The organism is Knoellia flava TL1 (genome assembly GCF_000768675.1).
GTDB classification, from domain to species: domain Bacteria; phylum Actinomycetota; class Actinomycetes; order Actinomycetales; family Dermatophilaceae; genus Knoellia; species Knoellia flava.
This window is the reverse complement of sequence record NZ_AVPI01000027.1, coordinates 23,114-40,931: the sequence shown is the minus strand read 5'-3', so window position 1 is coordinate 40,931 and position 17,818 is coordinate 23,114. Positions and strand designations below refer to the sequence as shown.

14 protein-coding genes are annotated in these 17,818 nt (G+C 71.0%); 2 read left to right on the top strand and 12 right to left on the bottom strand.

Annotated elements, in window-relative coordinates; translation table 11 throughout:
• The first annotated feature begins 114 nt into the window (after positions 1–114).
• Complete coding sequence (locus tag N798_RS10015; protein WP_035948143.1) at positions 115–507, top strand: hypothetical protein; 393 nt, start codon at positions 115–117, stop codon at positions 505–507.
• 22 nt (positions 508–529) lie between these two features.
• Here the strand turns inward: N798_RS10015 and N798_RS10010 are convergent, their stop codons facing one another.
• Complete coding sequence (locus tag N798_RS10010; protein ID WP_035948142.1) at positions 530–1,834, bottom strand: D-arabinono-1,4-lactone oxidase; 1,305 nt, start codon at positions 1,832–1,834, stop codon at positions 530–532.
• A complete protein-coding gene (locus N798_RS10005) occupies positions 1,831–3,003 on the bottom strand; it encodes an amino acid deaminase/aldolase (protein ID WP_035948141.1) in 1,173 nt (390 codons plus the stop codon). The genes N798_RS10010 and N798_RS10005 overlap by 4 nt, the downstream gene beginning before the upstream one ends.
• 71 nt (positions 3,004–3,074) lie before the next feature.
• Between N798_RS10005 and N798_RS10000 the strand changes: the two genes are divergently transcribed.
• Positions 3,075–4,430, top strand: coding sequence for an MFS transporter (locus tag N798_RS10000; RefSeq protein ID WP_052117136.1), 1,356 nt, complete (start codon positions 3,075–3,077; stop codon positions 4,428–4,430).
• Positions 4,431–4,526: 96 nt separating this feature from the next.
• On the opposite strand, the gene N798_RS09995 is transcribed toward N798_RS10000, so the two are convergent.
• The 10 genes from N798_RS09995 to nuoF are packed head-to-tail and all read right to left on the bottom strand — an operon-like array spanning position 4,527 to position 17,612.
• Positions 4,527–5,513 carry a polyprenyl synthetase family protein gene (locus tag N798_RS09995; RefSeq protein WP_035948140.1) on the bottom strand — a complete coding sequence of 329 codons (987 nt, stop codon included), beginning with the start codon at positions 5,511–5,513 and terminating at the stop codon, positions 4,527–4,529.
• The gene (nuoN, locus tag N798_RS09990; protein ID WP_035948139.1) at positions 5,510–7,090 is read right to left on the bottom strand and encodes an NADH-quinone oxidoreductase subunit NuoN; all 1,581 of its coding nucleotides are present in this window, start codon (positions 7,088–7,090) and stop codon (positions 5,510–5,512) included. Before nuoN ends, N798_RS09995 begins: the two co-directional genes overlap by 4 nt.
• Positions 7,087–8,628, bottom strand: coding sequence for an NADH-quinone oxidoreductase subunit M (locus tag N798_RS09985; RefSeq protein ID WP_035948138.1), 1,542 nt, complete (start codon positions 8,626–8,628; stop codon positions 7,087–7,089). The genes nuoN and N798_RS09985 overlap by 4 nt, the downstream gene beginning before the upstream one ends.
• Complete coding sequence (gene nuoL, locus N798_RS09980) at positions 8,628–10,580, bottom strand: NADH-quinone oxidoreductase subunit L (RefSeq protein WP_035948137.1); 1,953 nt, start codon at positions 10,578–10,580, stop codon at positions 8,628–8,630. Before nuoL ends, N798_RS09985 begins: the two co-directional genes overlap by 1 nt.
• A gap of 12 nt (positions 10,581–10,592) precedes the next feature.
• Positions 10,593–10,892, bottom strand: a complete 300-nt coding sequence (gene nuoK, locus N798_RS09975) for an NADH-quinone oxidoreductase subunit NuoK (RefSeq protein ID WP_035903805.1) — start codon at positions 10,890–10,892, stop codon at positions 10,593–10,595.
• The gene (locus N798_RS09970; protein ID WP_052117135.1) at positions 10,889–11,752 is read right to left on the bottom strand and encodes an NADH-quinone oxidoreductase subunit J; all 864 of its coding nucleotides are present in this window, start codon (positions 11,750–11,752) and stop codon (positions 10,889–10,891) included. The genes nuoK and N798_RS09970 overlap by 4 nt, the downstream gene beginning before the upstream one ends.
• The gene (gene nuoI / locus N798_RS09965) at positions 11,749–12,354 is read right to left on the bottom strand and encodes an NADH-quinone oxidoreductase subunit NuoI (RefSeq protein WP_035948136.1); all 606 of its coding nucleotides are present in this window, start codon (positions 12,352–12,354) and stop codon (positions 11,749–11,751) included. The genes N798_RS09970 and nuoI overlap by 4 nt, the downstream gene beginning before the upstream one ends.
• Positions 12,347–13,807, bottom strand: coding sequence for an NADH-quinone oxidoreductase subunit NuoH (gene nuoH / locus N798_RS09960; RefSeq protein ID WP_084100455.1), 1,461 nt, complete (start codon positions 13,805–13,807; stop codon positions 12,347–12,349). The genes nuoI and nuoH overlap by 8 nt, the downstream gene beginning before the upstream one ends.
• Positions 13,804–16,302 (bottom strand): NADH-quinone oxidoreductase subunit G, encoded by a 2,499-nt coding sequence (locus N798_RS09955; protein WP_035948135.1) that lies wholly within the window; start codon positions 16,300–16,302, stop codon positions 13,804–13,806. Before N798_RS09955 ends, nuoH begins: the two co-directional genes overlap by 4 nt.
• Complete coding sequence (gene nuoF, locus N798_RS09950) at positions 16,299–17,612, bottom strand: NADH-quinone oxidoreductase subunit NuoF (protein ID WP_035948134.1); 1,314 nt, start codon at positions 17,610–17,612, stop codon at positions 16,299–16,301. Before nuoF ends, N798_RS09955 begins: the two co-directional genes overlap by 4 nt.
• Positions 17,613–17,818: the final 206 nt, after the last annotated feature.

The window sequence follows — 17,818 nt, the reverse complement described above, 5'->3', positions numbered from 1 at the left end:
TTCGGGTGGGAACGGTTCCCCTCCGAAGTGCGACCTTCCGGGGTGAAGTCGACGCGCCCGCCGTCGGGCTCGTCCCATTGACAGCCCCGCCCGTCCACCCCGAGAGTGCGAACCATGGACGACGCCGACAAGGTGTGGAACCGCGCCGCCGAGGTCGAGCTCGACGACGACGCCCGCGAAGGGGACCGCGCCCTCCACGACGCCCTGCTCTTCCACGGCGAGGCGATGAGCGACGGTGTGCTCAACGGTTTCGAGGCCCTCGAGGACGAGGAGCTCAGGGCAGCGCGTGCCGGGTTCGCCTGGCTCGGGATGACCGAGGTGGCCTCCCTGCTCACGCGCGCGGCCGACGTCATCGCCGCCACCGACCTTGACGACGACGAGGTCGCGGACGCCCTCGAGTCGCGCCTCGACCGCGACTACAACGCGCTCGTCCCCACCGACCGGACCCTCGAGGAGGCGCTCCGTCGCCGGCTCGACGAGGACCCGGACGCCTTCGCACCGGTCTGACCCTGCGAGCACCGGGACCCGATCACTCCCCGAGGACGTGGGTGAGGTGGGCGTTGGCGAAGAGCCGCTCCGGGTCGACCCGGTCCCGCACCCGCTGCACGTCACCGAACCTCGGGTAGAGCCGGCCGAGCTCGCCGGCCCCGAGCGTGTGCAGCTTGCCCCAGTGCGGCCGCCCCTCGTGCTCGCGCACGATCGCCTCGAACGCCGCGAAGACTCCCCCGTCGTCCATCCGGTAGTACTGGTGGACGGCGACATAGGCGTTCTCCCGCTCGTATGCCGTCGACAGCCACACGTCGTCGGCACCGGTCGAGCGCACCTCGACCGGGAACGGCAGCGACACGTCGTGGCTGTCGATCCACGCCCGGAGCTCGGCGATGACGGCGGGCAGGGAGGCGCGCGGGACGGCATACTCCGACTCGCGGAAGCGCACGTCACGCGAGGTGCAGAAGACGCGCCACGACGTGTCGGTGTACTCCTTGGCGCCGAGCACGCGGGCGCTGACCTGGTTGAGCCGAGGCACGATCGACGGACGCGCAGCAGCCGCGCGGTTGAGCCCCTCGAAGACCTTGTTGCTCAGGAGGTCCTCGTCGAGCCACTCGCGCCACCGAGGCTGCGGCCGACCGGGATCAGCATGGTCGACGCGTGAGTTGCGCTTGAGCAGAACGCGACCCGTGTGCGGGAACCAGTGGAAGTCGACATGGTCGTGCTCGGCGACGAGGTCCTCGTAGCCCTCGACCACCTCGTCGAGCCGGCCCGGCGTCTCGAGCGCGCGCAGCCGGAACGCCGGCACGCACTGGAGCTCGACCTCGACCACGACCCCGAAGGCACCGAGCCCGACCGTCGCCGCCCGGAACAGGTCCGGGTCGTGCGAGTCGTCCACCGCGACGACGGACCCGTCGGCCAGGACGAGGGTGAGCCCGGTGACGGCAGCGGCGATCCCCCGGTGCCGGACCCCGGTGCCGTGCGTGCCCGTGGCGATGGCCCCGGCAATGCCCTGCCGGTCGATGTCGCCGAGGTTGGGCAGCGCGAGACCGAGACCGTCGAGCAGCGGGTTGAGGACGTGCAGCGGGGTGCCCGCGGCGACCCGCACCCGCTGCCGGGCCAGGTCGACGTCGACGATCCCGCTCAGCGCGGTGAGGCGAAGCAGTGTCCCGTCGGTGGCGACGAGGGGTGTGAACGAGTGCCCGGCACCGACGACCCGCACGTGCTCGCCACGGTCGGCGGCCTCCTTGACCGCCTCGACGACGTCCTCGACCGACCGTGGCTCGACGATCCGCGCCGGGTGCGCCGTGACGTTGCCGGCCCAGTTGCTCCAGGTCGTGCTCATCCGAAGTTCTGTCCCTCTCCGCGATAGCTCGGCACCGTCTCGACGAGCCTGCCCTGCTCGACGAGGTGCACGTGGTCGAAGCGTTCGAGCAGCTCGCCCGCCTTGGCGCCGCGCAGCCACACACGGTCGCCGATCGCGGTCCCGTCGGCAGCCGAGCCCCGCAGCGGCGTCTGCACCTCACCCGCCGCCTCGGACCGGATGAGCCTGAGCGCGTCACCGACCGGGCGCGGCACCCGCGACCACCCCGGCTCGCCGCTCGCGACATAACCCCCGCTGTATGCCGTGACGATCCCCGGACCGGGACGGCGCACCACCGGGAGGGCGTAGGTCATCGCCGGACGCGGCGCGAAGTCGTCGTAGGCGTCGAAGAGGGTGGGGCCGTAGAGCCCCGACCCGGCGGCGAGCTCGGTGAGCGCGTCGGCGCCGGCGAGGTGGTGCAGGCTGCCGGTGCCACCGCCGTTGACAAACTCGACGCCGGTGAGGGCCCGCACCGCCTCGACGAGCGGCGCCCGGCGTTCGGCGAGGTCGGCCAGCGACCGCCTCTTGAGCGCGCGCAGGTGGGGGCCACGGTCGGGCAGCCCGGCGACCTGAGCGTCATAGAACATGAGCCCGACGACCCACAGCCCGGCGTCGAGCGCTGCCCGGGTGACGTCGAGGGCGTCGGCCGGCGTCCGCAGCGGCGACCGGCGCACCCCGAGGTGGAGGCGTCCGACGCGCAGCGAGCAGTCGACGTCGAGAGCGACCCGCAGCCCGCTGCCGACGCCGACGAGGTCGGCGAGGAACCGGACGTGCTCGACGCTGTCGACCGCGAGCGTGACCTGCTGGCGCAGTGAATCGTCCTCGACGACGGTCCGGATCCACTCGGCGTCGACGCTCGGGTAGGCCACGAAGACGTCCGAGAAGCCGTGCCGCACGAGCCAGACCGCCTCGGGCACGGCATACGCCATGACCCCGGCGAAGCCGGGTCGGTCGAGGACCCGTCGCAGCAGCGCACGGCACCGCACCGACTTGCTCGCGACCCGGATCGGGCGGCCGGCGGCGCGACGCGCGAGGTCGTCGGCGTTCGCGTCGAAGGCGGCGAGGTCGACGGTGACAAGGGGCGCGGGCAGCCCGGCCGTGGCCGACTCCAGCGCCGCGAGATCCACCTTCGGCGCGCCCTTGCGACTCATGGCTGGATCCTTGCACGATGTGGCATTTCTGCCGCTGGCTCCCGTGGGGCCTGGATGTGAGGATTCCTGTCATGACCGACGACGTCGCCGTGGGCACCTCGGGTGCCGCCTCCGAGCCGTTCGCCGGCGACCCGCCGCGCCGTCCGATCCACCGAGCCTGGATCGTCGCCGGCGTCACGCTCGCGGGTCTCGTCGCCGCCGCGGCGTTCCGCTCGTCGACCGGCGTGCTGCTCGAGCCGGTGGAGCAGGAGTTCGGCTGGTCGCGCACGACGACGTCGGGTGCGGTGAGCCTCAACCTCGTCGTCTACGGGCTCACCGCACCGTTCGCCGCGGCGCTCATGGACCGGTTCGGCGTGCGGCGGATGGCGACGATCTCGCTCGTCGCCGTCGGGCTGGCGAGCGCGGCGACGACGCTCATGTCCTCGCCGTGGCAGCTGTGGGTGCTGTGGGGTTTCGTCATCGGGATCGGCACCGGGTCGATGGCGCTCGTCTTCGGCGCGATCGTCGCGAACCGCTGGTTCGTCTCGCACCGAGGGCTCGTCACCGGCATCTTCTCCGCGGCCAACGCCACCGGCCAGCTCGTCTTCCTGCCGGCGATCGCCTGGGCGGCGACCCAGCACGGGTGGCGCGCGGCGGCGCTCGTCGTCGCCGGGCTCGCGCTCGTCGTCGCCCTGCTCATGGGTCTGCTCATGGCCGACCGGCCGGCGGACCGCGGTCTGGCGCCCTTCGGTGCGACGGCGGAGTCGGAGCAGGAGGCTGCCAAGGCGGCGCGGATCGTGGCTGCTCGGCCGGTCGTACCCCCGGCGCGCAACGCGATCGCCGTCCTCGTGCGGGTCAGCAGGTCGTGGACGTTCTGGGCGCTCGTGCTGACGTTCTGGGTCTGCGGCTGGTCGACCAACGGGCTCATCCAGACGCACTTCATCCCGGCCGCGCACGACCACGGCATGGGCACGCAGACCGCGGCGGGGCTGCTCGCGCTCGTCGGGATCTTCGACATCGCGGGGACGATCGCGTCCGGCTGGCTCACCGACCGGGTCGACTCGCGGGTGCTGCTCGCGATCTACTACGGCGGGCGCGGGCTCTCGCTGCTCGCCATCGACGCCGTGCTCGCGCCCGGGGTCGAGCCGGGGCTGTGGATCTTCATCGTCTTCTACGGGCTCGACTGGGTGGCGACCGTGCCGCCGACGGTCGCCCTGTGCCGGCAGCACTTCGGGCTGGCCGACTCGGGCATCGTCTTCGGGTGGGTCTTCGCGTCGCACATGGTCGGTGCCGGGGTAGGGGCGTCGATCGCCGGCTGGGTGCGGGAGTCGTCGGGCAGCTACAGCTCGGCCTGGCTCTTCGCCGCCGGGCTCTGCTTCGCCAGCGTCCTCATTGCCCTCTCCATCCCCCGCCGCCGCACCACCACCAGCACCGAGATCCCCGCCTGACCTCGCTCGTCCGTCGCGCCTGTGTCCAGCCGAGCGTGGCGTAGAGCCCGCGTCCGACTGGACACATCACGAGCGACCGCGTCGACCAGAGGCAACTCAGGAGACGCGGGAGGTGACCGACGTCGCCAGGGCGAGCAGGGCCGTCTTGGCCTCGCTCTCGGGGAGGTCGGCGAGCGCGGCCTGGGCCTGCTCCCCCACCGCACGCGTCTCCGCCCGCGCCTGCTCGAGCGCCGGGTGCGCGCGCAGCAGCCGCAGCGCCTCGGCGAGCTCGGCGTCACCGGAGAGGTCCGAGCGCAGCAGCTCCTGAAGGCGGGCGTCCTCGGGCGAGGTCGAGGCCAGAGCGTGGAGCACGGCGAGCGTCCGCTTGCCCTCGCGCAGGTCGGTGCCCGGCGTCTTGCCGAGCTCCTCCTCGCTCGACTCGATGTCGATGAGGTCGTCGGCGAGCTGGAACGCCATGCCGAGCCGCTCGCCGTAGACACGCATCGTCTCGACGACGTCGTCGGAGCAGCCCGAGAACATCGCGCCGTAGCGCGCGGCCGTCGCGATGAGCACGCCGGTCTTGTCCTGGAGCACCCGCATGTACCACGCCGACGCGTCCGAGCCCTCGGGCGCCTGCCGGTCGTCGCGGATCTGGCCGGTGCACAGCCGGATGAACGTCTCGGCCTGGATGCGCACCGCCTCGGGCCCGAGGTCGGCGACGAGCGCCGACGCATGCCCGAAGAGCAGGTCACCGACGAGGATGGCCGTGGAGTTCCCGTATGCCGTGTTGGCGGTGGGGGTGCCTCGGCGCAGGTCCGCCTCGTCCATGACGTCGTCGTGGTAGAGCGAGGCGAGGTGGGTCAGCTCGACGGCCGCGGCCGCGCTGACGACCTCGTCGTTGACGCCGTCGCCGAGCTCGGCCGCGACGATGGTGAGCATCGGCCGGAAGCGCTTGCCACCGGCTCGGAGCAGGTGGACGTTGGCCTCGGCGATGAACGGGTCCTCGTGGTCGATCCGCTCCTCGATGAGCGCCTCGACCCGGGCGAGCGCGTCGGCGACGCGCTCCTGCATCCCCGCCGACACCTCGGGCAGTGCGAGCGTCACTGGATGAACTGCGACACCCGACCGGCGAGGTCGAGGATCGGGCCCGGGACGACGCCGAGGATGACGGTGCCGAGGGCGCCCACGGTGATGGCGATCGTCGACGCGATCGACGGCGTGAGGGCTGCGACCTCGTCACCGGTCGGCTCGGTGAAGTACATGAGCACGATGAGCCGGAAGTAGACGAACGCGGTGACGGCCGAGGCGAGCACGCCGACGACGACCATGACGATGCCGGCGAGGCCGCCGTGCGCGATGGCCGGCGCGAAGGCCGCGAACTTCGCCGTGAAGCCGGACGTCAGCGGGATGCCCGCGAAGGCGAGCAGGAGCAGCGCGAAGATGCCGGCGACGACCGGGTGCTTGCGGCCGAGCCCGGCCCACTGCGACAGGTGCGTCGCCTCGGAGCCGCCGGAGCGGACGAGCGCGACGATGGCGAAGGCGGCGATCGTGGCCAGGCCGTAGGCGACGAGGTAGAACATCACGCCGGAGACGCCGGTGACGTCGAAGGCGAGGACGCCGACGAGGATGAAGCCGGCGTGCGCCACCGACGAGTAGGCCAAGAGGCGCTTGATGTCGGTCTGGGTCACCGAGAGGACCGCGCCGACGACCATCGTGAGGACGGCGACGGCGGCGACGCCGAGGCGCCACTCGAGGCGCGAGGCCTCGAGGCCGACGTAGGCGAGGCGCAGGATCGCACCGAACGCGGCGAGCTTCGTGGCCGCGGCCATAAAGCCGGTGACCGGGCTCGGGGCGCCCTGGTAGGCGTCGGGCGTCCACGAGTGGAACGGCACGGCGCCGATCTTGAAGAGCAGGCCGACGAGGGTGAGGACGACACCGGGGAGCAGCAGCCCCTCGAGGTCACCGTTGGCCGTCGTGATGGCGGTGGCGATCTTCGACAGGTCGGACGAGCCGGCATACCCGTAGAGGAGCGCGGCGCCGAAGAGGAAGAAGGCCGACGAGAACGCGCCGAGAAGGAAGTACTTGAGCGACGCCTCCTGCGAGAGCAGGCGGCGACGGCGCGCGAGCCCGGTGAGGACGTAGAGCGGCAGCGAGAGCACCTCGAGGGCGACGAACATCGTGATGAGGTCGTTGGCCGAGACGAACATGAGCATGCCGAAGACGGCGAACATCGTCAGCGGGAAGGCCTCCGACGTGGCGTAGCCCGCGCGGTCGGCCGCGGCCTCGGCGGGCGAGCCCGGCGTGGCCGCGCCCATCGGGGTGAAGGCGTCGGCCGAGCGGCCACCGAAGCGCTCCGACATCGTGAGGATGCCGAGGACGGCGAAGATGAGCAGCGAGCCCTGCATGAAGAGCGCCGGGCCGTCGACGACGATCGAGCCGCCGACGGTCACGCCTTGGTTGTCGACGGACACGAGGACGAGGACGGCGAACGCCACGACGAGGGCGGCGAGCGTGAGCCCGACCTGGATGGCGTGCCGCCGGAGCCGGGGCGCGAACGCCTCGACGAGCACGCCGACGAGCGCGGCCGCGACGACGATGAGCATCGGCGCGACGGCGGCGTAGTCGACCTTGACGGCCTCGAACGCCGTCGGCAGGGCCGTGGGCAGAAGGGCGGCGGTCACTGGGCACTCCCGGAGGCGTTGGTCGGCGCGGGGTCGGAGACGCCGACGAGTTCGAGCGTCTTGCCGACCGCGGGGTTGACGAGGTCGAGCACGGGCTTCGGGAAGAAGCCGAGGAGCAGGAAGGACGCGATGATCGGCGCCACGACGAGCTTCTCGCGCAGCCCGAGGTCACGCGGCTCGGCCACGGCGGCGAACTCCGGGCGCGGGCCGGTGAAGACGCGCTGGTACATGAGCAGGATGTAGAGCGCCGCGAGCACGATGCCGATCGTGCCGATCGCCGCAGCCCACGGGTAGCGCTGGAACGTCCCGGTGAGCACGAGGAACTCGGACACGTAGGACGAGAGCCCGGGCAGGGCGAGCGACGACAGACCGGCGACGAGGAACGTCCCGGCGAGCACCGGCGTCACGCGCTGCCAGCCGCCGTAGTCGGCGATCCGCTGCGAGCCGTGGCGCGCGACGAGGAAGCCGGCGAGCAGGAAGAGCCCGGCCGTCGCGAACCCGTGGTTGACCATGTAGAGGGCCGACCCGGCACCGGCGGTCGTCGTCATCGCGAAGATGCCCATGACGATGAAGCCGAAGTGGCTGATCGAGGTGAACGCGATGAGCCGCATCATGTCGCGCGAGCCGATGGCGAGCAGCGCGCCGTAGATCACCGAGATGACGGCGAGCGTGATGACGACCGGCGTCGCCCACTTCGAGGCCTCCGGGAAGAACCCGAGGCAGAAGCGCAGCATCCCGAACGTTCCGACCTTGTCGAGGACGCCGACGAGGAGCACGGCGGTCGCCGGGCGCGCCTCGGAGGCGGCGTCGGGCAGCCAGGTGTGGACCGGCCACATCGGCGCCTTGATCGCGAAGGCGATGAAGAAGCCGAGGAACATCCAGCGCTGCGCGGCGGTGGACCCGCCGACGGCACCCTCGAGCGACTCGTAGAGGAAGCCCTGCTCGCCACCCGGCCCGTAGAAGTAGAGCGCGATGACGGCGACGAGCATGATGAGCCCGCCCACGAGCGAGAAGAGGATGAACTTCACCGCGGCGTACTGGCGACGGGGGCCGCCGAACATGCCGATGAGGAAGTACACCGGGATGAGCATCGCCTCGAAGAAGACATAGAAGAGGAAGACGTCGCGCGCCGCGAACACACCCACCATGAAGGTGAGCAGGACGAGCATGAGCGCGAAGTAGGTCTTCTCCCGCTTCGGGTCGGCGTCATCACCGAGGTCGTTCCACGCGGCGAGGAGGCAGACCGGCGTGAGGATCGCGGCCATGACGATGAGCGACAGGGCGATGCCGTCAACACCCAGGGCGTAGGACACCCCGAACTGCGGGATCCACGAGTGGGTCTCGGTGAGCTGGTAGCGCTCCGCCGAGCCACCGGTGTCGAACCGTGCCCAGGCCAGCAGCGCCAGCACGAGCGTGACGAGCGAGGTCGCCAGGGCGACCGGCCGGGCCAGCCGCGAGGACGCCGCCGGCAGCAGCCACACCACCGCCGCGCCGACGAGCGGCACGACCATCATGAGTGTGAGGATGGGGAAGGACATCAGTTCATCACCCACAGGGCTCCGAGGACGGCGACGACGCCGGTGAGCATCGTCAGGGCATAGGACCGGGCGTAGCCCGTCTGGACGCGGCGCAGACGCGAGGACGCGCCGCCGATCGCGGCGGCCAGCGAACCGGCGACCCCGTCGACACCCTTGCCGTCGGTGAAGACGAGCGCACGGGTGAGGTGGGTGCCGGGCCGCATGAAGAGGCCCTCGTTGATGGCGTCCTGGTAGAGGTCGGCGCGGGCCGCGCGCGTGAGCAGCGAGCCACGCGGCGCCACCTCGGCGACGTCGTCGCGCCAGTAGAGCATCCACGCGTAGGCCGCACCGCCGGCGACGAGCAGGAGGGTGAGCGCCATGATGACCGGCACCGCGAGGACCGGGTGCTCCTCACCGTGCTCGCCGACGACCGGCTCGAGCCAGTGGGTGAACATGCCGCCCCACGAGAGGACGAGACCGAGGAGGCCGGAGCCGACGGCGAGGACGATCATCGGCACGGTCATCGTCAGCGGCGACTCGTGCGGGTGCACGCCGCGCTCGGCGTCCTCGTGCTCGTCGACCCAGCGGCGACGGCCGTGGAACGTCATGAAGAACAGGCGCGACATGTAGAACGCCGTGATGCCGGCGCCGATCATCGCCACGCCGCCGAAGACCCACGGACGCCAGCCCTCGCCGATGAACGCGGCCTCGATGACCTTGTCCTTGGACCAGAAGCCGGAGAACGGCGGGACACCGAGGATGGCGAGCCAGCCGAGGCCGAAGGTCACCCAGGTGATCTTCATGAAGCCGGACAGCCCACCGAACCCGCGCATGTCGACCCGGTCCTTCATGCCGTGCATGACCGAGCCGGCGCCGAGGAACATCCCGGCCTTGAAGAAGCCGTGGGTGATGAGGTGGAAGATCGCGAACGCGTAGCCGACCGGGCCGAGACCCGCGGCGAGCATCATGTAGCCGATCTGGCTCATCGTCGACGCGGCGAGCGCCTTCTTGATGTCGTCCTTCGCGCAGCCGACGATCGCGCCGTAGAGGAGCGTGATCGCACCGACGATCGCGACGGCGAGCTGGGCGTTGGGGGCCGCATCGAAGATCGAGTTCGAGCGCACGACGAGGTAGACACCGGCGGTGACCATCGTCGCCGCGTGGATGAGCGCCGACACCGGCGTCGGGCCGGCCATGGCGTCGCCGAGCCACGACTGGAGCGGGAACTGCGCCGACTTGGCGCACGCGCCGACGAGCAGCAACAGGCCGAGGATCGTCATCGCCGTCGAGCCGGCCTCGGCCGCGCCTGCGTGGACGGTCTCGAAGTCGACCGCACCGAAGGTGAAGAACATGAACATGATCGCGATCGACATGCCGACGTCACCGACGCGGTTGACGAAGAACGCCTTGTTGGCCGCGGTCGCGTAGGCCGGGTTGTGGTTCCAGAACCCGATGAGCAGGTAGGACGCGAGACCCACGCCCTCCCAGCCCACGAAGAGCAGGAGGTAGGAGTCGGCGAGCACGAGCAGCAGCATCGACGCGACGAAGAGGTTCAGGTAGGCGAAGAACTTGCGGCGGTCGGGGTCGTGCTCCATGTAGCCGATGGAGTAGACGTGGATGAGCGACCCGACGAACGTGATGAGCAGGACGAAGGCGATCGACAGCTGGTCGACGAGCAGCCCCGTCTCGAGCTGGAACTGCCCCGCCGGGATGAAGTTCCAGCCACCGACGTGGGCGGCGCGCTCCTCGGCGCCGCGGCCGGCCATCGCGAGGAAGATCGCGAAGCCGATCACGAAGCTGCCCCACGAGAGGGCGGTCGCGAGCAGGTGGCCCCAGGCGTTCGTGGCCCTGCCTCCCAGCAGGAGGATCCCGGCACCCGCGAGCGGGAGCAGGACGAGGAGCCACGCGTATGCCGTGAGGCCGGTGGCCGCGGCCACCTCACCTTCCGCGGCGAGCAGTGCGAATGAGTTCACGAGTGCAGCCCCTTAGAGCTTCAGGAGGTTGGCGTCGTCGACCGAGGCCGACCGGCGGGCACGGAAGATCGCCATGATGATGGCGAGGCCGACGACGACCTCGGCGGCCGCGACGACCATGACGAAGAGCGCGATGACCTGTCCGTCGAGGTTGCCGTGCATCCGGGCGAAGGTCACGAACGCGAGGTTCGCCGCGTTGAGCATGAGCTCGACACCCATGAAGACGACGATCGCGTTGCGCCGGGTCAGGACGGTGGCGCCGCCGATGACGAAGAGCAGCGTCGCGAGGTAGATGTAGTTGATGAGGCTCATGCTCGGTCCTCCTTGGCCTTGCGGGCGTCGCGCGCTGCCGCGTCGGTGCGCGCGGACGCGCCGTCGCCGTCGTTGAGCGCGTTCTCGGACCACGCGGCGTCCCCGACCTCGCGGCCGATCTCGCGCTCGGCCTCGACCCACGGGGTGGCCGAGCCGACCTGGTCGCGGGCGGTGAGGACGCGCGACACCGAGAGCTCGCTCGGCGAGCCGTCGGGCAGCAGGGCCGGGGTGTCGACCGCGTTGTGCCGGGCGTAGACACCCGGGGCGGGCAGGCCGGCGAGGTTCTCGCCGGAGCGGATGCGGCGCTCGGCCCAGGCGCGCTGGCTCGGGCGGGACCCGAGGCGCTCGCGGTGGGCGAGGACCATCGCGGCGAGGGCGGCGGTGATGAGCAGCGCCGACGTCGCCTCGAAGACCCAGACGTAGCGGCCGAAGATGAGCTCGGCGACGCCGGAGACGTTGCCGGTCTCGGCGTTGAGCGACGTGAGCCGGTCGGCCGGGGCGTCACCGATGGTGATGCGGCCGAGCGCGCCGGCGAGGAGGACACCGAGGCCGAGCGAGAGCACGACCGTGGCGACCCGCTGGCCCTTGAGGGTCTCGACGACGCTGTCCGAGGAGTCGACGCCGACGAGCATGACGACGAAGAGGAAGAGCATCATCACGGCGCCGGTGTAGACGAAGATCTGGATGACGCCGAGGAAGTCCGCGTCCTGGGCGAGGTAGAACACGCCGAGGCAGATCATCGTCAGCGCCATGCCGAGGGCGGCGTGCACCGCCTTGCGGGCAAAGACGAGGCCGAGCGCACCCGCGACGGCGACCGGGGCGAGGACCCAGAAGAGGATCGCTTCTCCGGTGGTGGTCATGACGTTGCCTCCTCGGGGGCCTTGGCGTGGTGCTGCTCGACCCACTCGCGTTGTTCGGACGTCGCGCCCGAGACCTTGCCGAGGTAGTAGTCGCGCTCCTCCATGCCGTCCACCATCGGGTGCGGCGCGGGGACCATGCCGCCCTGGAGCGGGGCGAGGAGCTGCTCCTTGGTGAAGATGAGGTCGGCGCGGTTGTTGTCGGCGATCTCGTACTCGTTCGTCATCGTCAGCGCGCGCGTCGGGCAGGCCTCGATGCACAGGCCGCAGAAGATGCAGCGCAGGTAGTTGATCTGGTAGACGCGGCCGTAGCGCTCGCCGGGCGAGAACCGCTGACCCGAGGCGTCGTCGTTGTTGGCACCCTCGACGAGGATCGCGTCGGCCGGGCAGGCCCACGCGCACAGCTCACAGCCGACGCACTTCTCCAGCCCGTCGGGGTGACGGTTGAGCTGGTGGCGGCCGTGGAAGCGCTGCGCGGTCGGGCGCTTCACCTCGGGGTACTCGGTCGTGGCGACCTTGCGGAACATCGTCGCGAAGGTCACCCCGAACCCACCCACGGGCGCGAAGAGGTCCGAGAGGAACCCGCCCTTGTCCTTGTCAGCCACGAGTGGCCTCCTTGTCCGATGAAGCGGTGTCGAGGTCGGTCTTCAGGGGGTCGGCCTCGGGCAGTGCGGGGGCACCGACGCGTGCGGTCTCCTTGAGGCGCTGGCCCGGGAGCGGCGGCACGACGAACCCACCGGCATACGGGTCGATCTCCTCGGGCGGCGCCTGGCTCGCGGCGTTGTCGCGGGCGATGGCACGGCTGTCCCACCACCAGCCGAGGGCGAGCGCGCCCACGGCGACGAGACCGACGATCGCGAGCGACGAGACCGGGAAGCGGCGGCCCGCGACCTCGAGGGCCGCGTCGCCGAACCAGCCGTTCTGCGCGCCGCGGAAGAAGGCGACGAGCACGACCCAGGCGAGCGTGGCCGGGATGAGGAACTTCCAGCCGAACCGCATGAACTGGTCGTAGCGGGTGCGGGGCAGCGAGCCGCGCAGCCACACGAAGACGAACATGAACATCCAGAGCTTGACGGTGAACCAGAGCAGGCCCCACCAGCCCTCGTTGAACATGCCGTCGTTGATGGCCGCGATGCCGGGAGGCGCCTGCCAGCCACCGAGGAACATCGTCGTGGCCAGGGCCGCGACGGTGAACATGTTGATGTACTCGCCGAGGAAGAACATGGCGAAGCGCATCGAGCCGTACTCGGTGTGGAAGCCACCGGTGAGCTCGCCCTCGCCCTCGGCGAGGTCGAACGGCAGTCGGTTGGTCTCGCCGACCATCGTGATGACGTAGACGAAGAAGCTGAAGAACGCCGGGATGATGTACCAGACGTTGGCCTGCGAGCCGACGATCTGCGAGGTCGACATCGAGCCGCTGTAGAGGAAGACGGCGACGAGCGAGAGGCCCATCGCGATCTCGTAGGAGATCATCTGCGCCGAGCTGCGCAGACCACCCATGAGCGGGTAGGGCGAGCCCGAGGACCAGCCGGCGAGGACGACGCCGTAGATGCCGATGCCGGCGATCGCGAGCACGAAGAGCACGGCGATCGAGGAGTCGGCGAGCTGGAACGGCGTGCGGTGCCCGAACATGCTCACCTCACCGGCGAGCGGGATGATCGCGAAGCCGATGAAGCACATCGTCGCCGTGATGAGCGGCGCGAGGGTGAAGACGAACCGGTCCGCCTTGGCGGGGGTGTTGTCCTCCTTGAGCATCGACTTCATGCCGTCGGCGAGGGTCTGGAGCAGGCCGAAGGGACCGTTGCGGTTGGGCCCCGGGCGCTGCTGCATCCGGCCGATGACGCGACGCTCGAACCAGATGACGAGCAGCGTCGAGACGAGCAGGTAGACGAAGATGATCAGCGCCTTGACGAGCGAGAGCCACCACGGGGTGTCCGAGAAGTCGGCCCGCGGGTTGTCCTTGCCCTCGGTCGCCAGCGACCCGAGAGCCTGTATGCCGGTCAGCGCGCTCTCGCTGTAGGTGCCGGCAGCCTCGTGGAGGCTGAGAAGGGTGCTCATGCGGAGACTCCCTTGTCCATCGTGTCCACCTTGGTGACGGAGACGCGGATGCCGGGGGCGTCCGCGAGCGTGCCCCGGAGGTCGCAGCCCTCCGAGTTGGTCGGGAGCCAGACGACGTGGTCGGCCATCTCGGTGACCGCGACGGGGACCGTGACGCTGAAGTCGCCACCGGCGACGGTGACGGCGTCGCCCTCGGTCAGCCCGAGGGAGTCGGCGGTCGCCGCCGACACCTTCGCGGCCGCCTTGGGCGCGGTGCCTGCGAGGAACGGCTCGCCGTCCTGGAGCAGACCCTTGTCGAGGAGGTGGCGCCACGTCGCGAGGACGAGGTGACCGTCCTCGGCGCTCGGGACCTCGCCGGCCTCGACGGTCGGCGCGGCGGCACGGGGGCCCGACGCGGGGCCGATGCGCTGCATCTCTGAGCGGACCTCGGCGACCGTGCGGCAGCCGAGGAACTCGCCCATCTCGTCGGCGAGCATGTCGAGCGCGCGGTGGTCGCTGACGAAACCGGTCTCGATGGCCTGCTGGAACGGGCGGACCCGGCCCTCCCAGTCCACGAAGCTGCCGGCCTTCTCGGCGTGCGCCGCGACGGGCAGGACGACGTCGGCGAGCGCGGTGACCGCGGACTCGCGGATCTCGAGCGAGACGACGAAGGTGTTCTCGAGGGCCTGGACGGCGTCGGCGCGACCGAAGTCGAGCGGGTCGACGCCACCGACGACGAGCGCACCGAGGCGTCCGGTGGCGGCTGCCTCGAGGATCGCGCCGGCGTCGCGGCCGGGCTCGTCGGGCAGGCCGACGACGTCCCAGGCGGAGGCGACCTCGGCGCGGGCGGTGGCGTCACCGACCGCACGGCCACCGGGCAGCAGCGTCGGGAAGGCTCCGGCCTCGAGGGCACCGCGCTCGCCCGCACGACGCGGGACCCACGCGAGCCGGGCGCCGGTGGTCTCGGCGAGACGGGCCGCCGCGCTCAGTGCACCGGGCACGGTGGCGAGGCGCTCGCCGACGAGGATGATCGCGCCCTCACCGCGCAGCGCCTCGGCGGCGTCACGCACGGTGTCGGGGCCCTCGCCGGGCGCACCGCTGGCCGAGCCCTTGCCGAGGGCGTCGAGGACCTCGGGCTCCGTGCCGGGCGCGGTCGGGATGAGGCGACCGGAGACCTTGGCGAGGCCGCGGGTCGCCACGGGCGACACGGCATACACGGCGGTCTTGGACTTGCGCGAGGCCTTGCGCAGGCGCAGGAAGACGATGGGGCTCTCGTCCTCGGGCTCGAAGCCCGCGAGGACGACGGTCCTGGCCGACTCGAGGTCGGCGTAGGTCACCGCACCGCCGTCGGGGCCGGTGGCGACGACGGACGACGCGAGGAAGTCCGCCTCCTCGGCCGAGTGCGGGCGGGCGCGGAAGTCGACGTCGTTGGTGCCGAGGATCGTGCGGGCGAACTTGCCGTAGGCGTAGGCGTCCTCGGAGCTGACGCGACCGCCGACGAGCACACCGGCGGCCGAGGCCGCCTTGAGCCCGGCGGCGGCGACCTCGAGGGCCTCGCGCCACGAGGCGACGCGGAGCTCGCCGTCCTCACGCACGAGCGGAAGCTCGAGGCGGGCCGGGGTCGTGGCGTACTGGAAGGCCCAGCGGCCCTTGTCGCAGTTCCACTCCTCGTTGACCGCCGGGTCGTTCGCGGCCATGCGGCGCAGGACGGTGCCACGGCGGTGGTCGGTCCGCATCGAGCAGCCGCTCGCGCAGTGCTCGCACACGCTCGGCGTCGACACGAGGTCGAACGGGCGGGCGCGGAAGCGGTAGGCGGCACCGGTGAGCGCGCCCACCGGGCAGATCTGGACGGTGTTGCCGGAGAAGTAGGACTCGAACGGCTTCTCCTCGTAGATGCCGACCTGCTGGAGGGCGCCACGCTCGACGAGGGCGATGAACGGGTCACCGGCGACCTGGTCGGAGAAGCGGGTGCAGCGCGCACAGAGCACGCAGCGCTCGCGGTCGAGGAGGACCTGGCTCGAGATGTTGATCGGCTTGGGGTAGGTCCGCTTGACGTCGTCGAAGCGGCTCACCGCACGCCCATTGCTCATCGCCTGGTTCTGCAGGGGGCACTCGCCGCCCTTGTCGCAGACCGGGCAGTCGAGCGGGTGGTTGATGAGGAGCATCTCCATGATGCCCTGCTGAGCCTTGTCGGCCACGGGCGAGGAGTGCTGGGTCTTGACCTCCATGCCCGGCGACACCGTCATGGTGCACGAGGCCTGGGGCTTCGGCATCGGACGCAGCGTCCCGTCGGGGCCCGGCGTCGCGACCTCGACGAGGCACTGGCGGCAGGCGCCGACCGGCTCGAGGAGGGGGTGGTCGCAGAAGCGCGGGATCTCGATCCCGGCCTCCTCGGCCGCACGGATGACGAGGGTGTTCTTGGGCACCGAGACGTCGATGCCATCGATGGAGAGGTCGACCATCTCGACAGCGGGCTTGGTCTGCACGTCGTCCTTCTTGTCGCTTACGGCCGTCATGCGGTCACTCGGTCCTTGTGGAAGAGCGTGGACTCACGCGAGTCGAACGGGCAGCGGCCCTCGGTGAGGTGGGCGCGGTACTCGTCGCGGAAGTACTGGATGGAGCTCGTGATCGGGCTGGTCGCACCATCGCCGAGCGCGCAGAAGGCCCGCCCGAGGATGTTGTCGCAGATGTCGAGGAGCTTGTCGAGGTCCTCCTCGCTCCCCTGCCCGTGCTCGAGGCGGCCGAGGATCTGCTTGAGCCACCACGTGCCCTCACGGCACGGGGTGCACTTGCCGCAGGACTCGTGCTTGTAGAACTCGGTCCAGCGGTCGACGGCGCGCACGACGCAGGTCGTCTCGTCGAAGATCTGCAGGGCGCGCGTGCCGAGCATCGAGCCCGCCGCGGCGACCGACTCGAAGTCGAGCGGGATGTCGAGGTGCTCGGCCGTGAACAGCGGCGTCGAGGACCCGCCGGGGGTCCAGAACTTCAGCGCCTTGTCGGGGTCGCGCATGCCACCGGCCATGTCGAGCAGCTCGCGCAGCGTGATGCCGAGCGGGGCCTCGTACTGACCGGGGTTCTTGACGTGGCCCGAGAGGCTGAAGATGCCGAAGCCCTGCGACTTCTCGGTGCCCATGTCGCCGAACCACTCGGAGCCGTGGAGCAGGATCGGCGGGATCGACGCGATCGACTCGACGTTGTTGACGACGGTCGGGCGGGCATAGAGACCGGCGACGGCCGGGAACGGCGGCTTGAGGCGCGGCTGTCCGCGACGGCCCTCGAGGCTGTCGAGGAGCGCGGTCTCCTCACCACAGATGTAGGCGCCGGCGCCCGCGTGGACGGTGACGTCGAGGTCGAAGCCCGAGCCGTGGATGTTCTTGCCGAGGTGTCCGGCCGCGTAGGCCTCCTCCACCGCGCGCAGCAGGCGGCGGTAGACGTGGACGACCTCGCCGCGCAGGTAGATGAAGGCGTGGTTGCAGCCGATCGCGAACGACGTGATCGCCACGCCCTCGATGAGGAACTGCGGGGCCGCCATCATCAGCGGGATGTCCTTGCAGGTGCCCGGCTCGGACTCGTCGGCGTTGACGACGAGGTAGCGGGGGCCGCCGTCCGGCGGGGGCAGGAAGCCCCACTTCATGCCGGTCGGGAAGCCGGCGCCCCCACGACCACGCAGACCGGAGTCCTTGGTCAGCTGGACGAGGTCGGCCGGCGCCATGCCGAGCGCCTTCTTGAGCGCCTGGTAGCCCTCGTTCTTCTCGTAGGTCTCGAGCGTCCAGCTCTGGGGGTCGTCCCAGAACTTCGTGAGGATCGGGGTCAGCGTGGTGCTCATCGGTCTCCCTCGCCCTTGATCTCCGGTCCTTCGGAACCGGTGCCGTCGTCCTTCGCGGTGCCCTCGCCGTACGACGAGGTCTCGGCGCCCCCGGGACGCACGCCACCGGTCTGCGGGGTGGCACCCTGCGACGAGGCCGCTGCCGGGGTGCCGGTGAGCGGTGCGTCGCCGCGCGGCTCGGCCTCGGCGGTCGTGGCGCCGTCATC